8 protein-coding genes are annotated in these 4,684 nt (G+C 37.8%); 5 read left to right on the top strand and 3 right to left on the bottom strand.

Features of this window, described 5'->3' with window-relative positions; translation table 11 throughout:
• Positions 1–172: 172 nt before the first annotated feature.
• Genes C502_RS0117720 through C502_RS0117710 form a run of 3 tightly spaced genes read left to right on the top strand, consistent with a single transcriptional unit; the run spans position 173 to position 1,215 of the window.
• Positions 173–673, top strand: coding sequence for a hypothetical protein (locus C502_RS0117720; RefSeq protein ID WP_018680098.1), 501 nt, complete (start codon positions 173–175; stop codon positions 671–673).
• Positions 674–713: 40 nt separating this feature from the next.
• On the top strand, positions 714–1,010 hold the full coding sequence (locus C502_RS0117715; protein ID WP_018680097.1) for a BrnT family toxin: 297 nt from the start codon (positions 714–716) through the stop codon (positions 1,008–1,010).
• On the top strand, positions 1,000–1,215 hold the full coding sequence (locus C502_RS0117710) for a hypothetical protein (RefSeq protein WP_018680096.1): 216 nt from the start codon (positions 1,000–1,002) through the stop codon (positions 1,213–1,215). Before C502_RS0117715 ends, C502_RS0117710 begins: the two co-directional genes overlap by 11 nt.
• Before the next feature lie 844 nt (positions 1,216–2,059).
• Here C502_RS0117710 and C502_RS0117705 read toward each other — a convergent pair.
• The 3 genes from C502_RS0117705 to C502_RS0117695 form a co-directional block, all read right to left on the bottom strand.
• A complete protein-coding gene (locus C502_RS0117705; protein ID WP_018680095.1) occupies positions 2,060–2,662 on the bottom strand; it encodes a hypothetical protein in 603 nt (200 codons plus the stop codon).
• 32 nt (positions 2,663–2,694) lie between these two features.
• Positions 2,695–2,919 (bottom strand): hypothetical protein, encoded by a 225-nt coding sequence (locus tag C502_RS0117700; RefSeq protein WP_018680094.1) that lies wholly within the window; start codon positions 2,917–2,919, stop codon positions 2,695–2,697.
• Between the two features lie 67 nt (positions 2,920–2,986).
• A complete protein-coding gene (locus C502_RS0117695) occupies positions 2,987–3,400 on the bottom strand; it encodes a conjugal transfer protein TraD (RefSeq protein WP_018680093.1) in 414 nt (137 codons plus the stop codon).
• 280 nt (positions 3,401–3,680) lie between these two features.
• On the opposite strand from C502_RS0117695, the gene C502_RS19310 reads away from it, so the two are divergent.
• Entirely contained in the window at positions 3,681–3,836 is a 156-nt protein-coding gene (locus tag C502_RS19310) for a hypothetical protein (protein WP_018680092.1), read from the top strand.
• The coding region (locus C502_RS0117685; protein WP_018680091.1) for a MobA/MobL family protein at positions 3,836–4,684 on the top strand (849 nt) is incomplete at its 3' end. The genes C502_RS19310 and C502_RS0117685, both read left to right, overlap by 1 nt.

Below are 4,684 nucleotides of genomic sequence, written 5' to 3'. Positions count from 1 at the left end.
ACCTGAAAGACCTCAAAAACAGCCCTATCTCAGACAAAGAAATTAAACAGGGCATTGAGAGCTTTAAGGCTGATTTTGATAGCTTTAAACAGCTTGCCCTACAGCAGTACAAAGAACAGCAGAAATTAGAACGAGAGCAACAGAAAACAATGAAGTTTAGAGGGATGAGCCGATGACACCTGATGAAAAAAAGTTATATGCACTGATGGCAGTTGCAGAACAACAGCAGAACTTAGTCAATCAGGCTGTTAAAGAGCTTCAAATCACGAAAGAACACATTCAAAGCACTATTGCTGGGCAAACCCACCATACTGTATCAAAATCGCTAAATACGGGCTTACAGGAGGGTACAGCGGAGCTTATTAAGACCGCTAAAGCACTTGGACGCTTGAATAATTCAATTGAATCAGCCCGTGATCAGTTGTCATGGAAGCTCATTACCATTGTTCTAGGCATCTTTGCCATTCTGATGCTTGGCATCATTTGGTTATTCAGTGTTTATATCAAACCTTTAGAAAATATCCCTCAGATCGAGAGCTTAAGACAGCAAGGTATCCAGTTTGATATTGGAAGCTGTACTGTTGGAGAGGAATCTAAACCGTGTGTTCGTGTGATGAAAAAGCAATGCGGATATGGAAAAAATGGCGATTTTTGTGTCATAGACCCAAAATAATAGGCATATTTTTTATTTGACGAGAGGAAATGAGGTAATCATGCCATTAATTGAATATTACGGCTTGTTATTTGAATGGCATGACCAAAAAATGGATTTAGTCTATCGAGGGCGAGAAATTACGTTCGAGGAGGTCTGTAGTATTTTCCTTGATCCTGCATTGATCTCTTTTGATGATGTAGGACACTATGACGAACAACGACTAATATCAGTCGGTTTAAGCAATCGTGGTAGACTACTAACAGTGGTTTGGGTTGAACGTGAAGATGTTGCTAGAATCATTACAGCATTTGAACCATCACATCACCAAAAGCGGAGGTACAGCAATGCAAAATGAATTAGAACGCTATAAAAATTTTGATCCTACCAATGCCCCATTGGTTAAACCTAGTTTTGTGAAAAAATTACAGGAACGCCATGCCATCGCTCAAGCACAGGCTTTTGATGCTGATGTGGTGACATGGTTAAGTTCACAAGATAATGAAACAAAACAGCATATTAACGATATGGTTCGCCATATTATGGCATTGAAACGTGCTTGATTATGGATTTAGTCATGATGAAATATGACTTTCCTTATTTGTCTTAATGTTTGATTGATCAAAGAAAAAGCCCATTCAGTATTGAAACTAAATGGGCTTTCGCTTTATATTCAGCGGTACGCAGTTATTTGATGCGCTAACATCAAGTAACGAAGATCAGCAGAGCTACCAACTCGTGCAGATTTCACACTAAGGCTTGTACCTGAACTCTATTTTCACAATAAACAGTGTTTAGATCAAGACCCAAAATGATAAGTCTTCGTTAATCCGTGTTTTAAATCATCAAATAAGCATCCTAGATCGAGCTTTGCCTGCTCCTGCGTGTCCGTTTTACGGATTGGCATGCGTTGCATGTGGAGGGAATAAGTGTCACTGGTGCAACGTAGCGATAGTCGAAAGGCTAAACCGCTACAGGGGAATCTCACAAAAGCGGAGCGTTAAGAGTAGTTGTATAGGTTGGTTAAGTTGTATGTTGGGGAAACCCTCGCAGAGATACCGCCATACTTCGACAGGGAGCGTGTGGGGAGAGGTGCAAGACCTTTAGTCCTTGTCTGCATAGTTTGCAAAGCTATGTGCGGATACGACCGATATACGTGGCTCCGAAGCCAAAAGAATATGCGGTAAATCGGCAATACTTAAAGGATGCGTCATTTTTTTAAATGACCGCCTTTAGGGAGAGTATTGCCGAAACTCTCTCAACCGTTTCCAAAGCCAAAGCACGAAGTGCGACGCTTTGGGGGCGAGTTGAGAAGTTGAGAGCATTTGTTTTTTAGAGGGGGCAAGAGGGCGGAATTATATTACACCCTCTTTTCTGCTTAGGCTATTTAAGTAGTAAAAGTATATCTTAATTAAATGCTTGTCTTAAAACTTCACCTTTTTCTGTAGAAGTTTGACTAGTGGTAGAGTTTTCATCATTTATATCTAAAATATCTTTTCTTTTTTCAGGGCCATAGTATGAAATAAATTTATTTATAGACTTATCCCATGCTAAATAGCTGTCGTTGTATTCAGATGTAAAACGATAACTATCTTTAGTTTTTTTAAGCTCTAATCCTTCACGTCCTAACCAATAGTTAAGAACATGATCATATTTACCTTCCTTATTTTGAAAGTAAATATCTATAAAGCCATCACTGTTTCCAGTGAACATTGAGTAAGCACCTTCACATGTAACATTTGAAGATCGGATAATATAATCTTTTAAACCATCTCCATTAAAATCTACATTTACTAAAAAACCTTTATTAAAAGTTATTTTAGGATTTTTAATAGCCATTTCTTCGTCTTCAGCTATACCTTGACATGCTTCAATATAATTAGTTTGGACTGCTTCTTTAATTTCTATAGGAAGCTTATTGAAAGGGATACTATTATTTTTTACAGGGATTTCTGCTAAAGAATTTGTACAAAAAATAGCGATGGATATGAAACCTATGAACTTTTTCATTAATAAACCTATTTATTTGAATTTTATAAAGATTAATAGGTATATCTGAAACCTTGTGCCATCATGCAATCTTGTATCATTTCAGCTTTTTCATTTTGATTTACTTTAGCTAAACCTACGTCATAGCGACATTTTGCTAAAGCATTATTAACATCGTGTGGAGTAATTCCTGCTTTTCTCCACATAGGTTGTGATGTACTACATGCAGAAAGTAAAAGTGTTGAAACAGCTAATGCCCCGATAATTGTTTTTTTCATAAAAAACTCTATAAAACTTAATAAAATAAGTTTTTGATTTTACCAAATAAATAAATTAAGTAATCTGTTAATTATTTTTTTTACGCTGATTTAAGGTTTCTTGTCCTAAATCCTTCCAAATTTGCCATTTCATATCATTTGGGTCTATTTCAGCAGTTTTTAGAAGAACGCCAAGTAATTCGGCTGGGTCACGCTGATCTAGGTTAGCTATTTCAAATAATGCGCCTAATTGAATGAGATGACGTGTACGAGCTTTACGTTCAGCTTCTTTTTCTGCATTCAGTAATTTTCTAACTGCAACTTTTTGCTTATTTGCTCGATCTATGGCTTTTTCAGCTTTGATCAAGGCATTGATCTTTTTCTCTTGGTCGGGTGTTCTGTACTGAATTTTAGCTAATTCAAGTAAAAGTTTTTGAACATCACTAGGATTCTTTAAAGCAGAAATATAGGTGATTTTTTCAGACAGCCAATCATTATTCATATTCAATTCCATTAATTCAGATACCGCAAAAGCACAGGCTCAATACTCAAAGAACGATAACAAAATATTTACGTTCGAGTAACGTAATTTTGTTAAAGTCGTTCTAGAGATTGTCGCCTGTACTTCCATCAAAAATTTGATGGCGCGCTTAGACGTTTCTCAATTTTATTGAGAAACCTAAGCACGTTAGGGACTTCATCCCTAAAACCCTGAAACTTCTTTTTTTCGTTCAATTTTCAATTGAACGAAAAAAAGAAGTACCAAAGCTAGGAGCAACCGCATGCAACTAAAACAGGTATTGGGAAAGATCAAAGATATTGTTTTTGGCGTGATCGTAGCACCGCTACTTATCATCATTATGATGTGGGCTTCAATACTCGATCAAAGAGCGTTTAAGAGAGAACTGGATAGAAAAAAGGGACAGGATAAAACCTAATGGCGATTGCTCGTTTAAGTGTCAAAGTTGGTAAAGCAGGTAAAGCAGCACCGCATGCCGAATATATTGATCGGGATGAAGAAAAGAAGCTGAAACAGGAGCAGGCAGAAACCGACCTTGAACATAGTGCCTATGGAAATATGCCGAAATGGGCTGAACATAATCCGATTACCTTTTGGCAGGCAGCCGACCTTTACGAGCGTAAAAACGGCAGTACCTACCGAGAGTATGAAATAGCTTTGCCTAGAGAGATGAATGCCGAGCAACGCTTAGAACTGGTTGAGGACTTCATTCAGTCTGAAATTGGCTCAAAATATCCGTATCAGTTTGCGATTCATAACCCTAAAGCAATGGACGGCAATGATCAGCCTCATGTTCACCTCATGTTTAATGAACGTCTGCAAGATGGAATCGAGCGAGATCCAGAGCAATATTTCAAACGCTATAACAGCAAAAATCCTGAACGTGGCGGAGCTAAAAAAGACAATACAGGCAAGAGTTACCAGGAACGAAAAACTGATATTAAAGACCTACGCCAAAGATGGGCAGATTTATGCAACAGCCATTTAGAAAAACACCAAATTGATAGCCGTATTGATATGCGAAGCTACAAAGAGCAAGGCATAGAGAAAGAACCCGAAAAGAAACTATTACCAAGCCAAGCTAAAGACCCTGAAATCAGGGAAGCCTTGCAACAGTCACGTACAGCCTATAAAGAGCTTGAGCGACTAGACTTAGGCGATCCTAAAAACGACCTGAAAGACCTCAAAAACAGCCCTATCTCAGACAAAGAAATTAAACAGGGCATTGAGAGCTTTAAGGCTGATTTTGATAGCTTTAAACAGCTT

This window comes from Acinetobacter tjernbergiae DSM 14971 = CIP 107465 (assembly GCF_000374425.1).
In the GTDB taxonomy this organism is placed as follows: Bacteria; Pseudomonadota; Gammaproteobacteria; order Pseudomonadales; family Moraxellaceae; genus Acinetobacter; species Acinetobacter tjernbergiae.
This window is presented reverse-complemented; position numbering and strand designations above follow the sequence as displayed.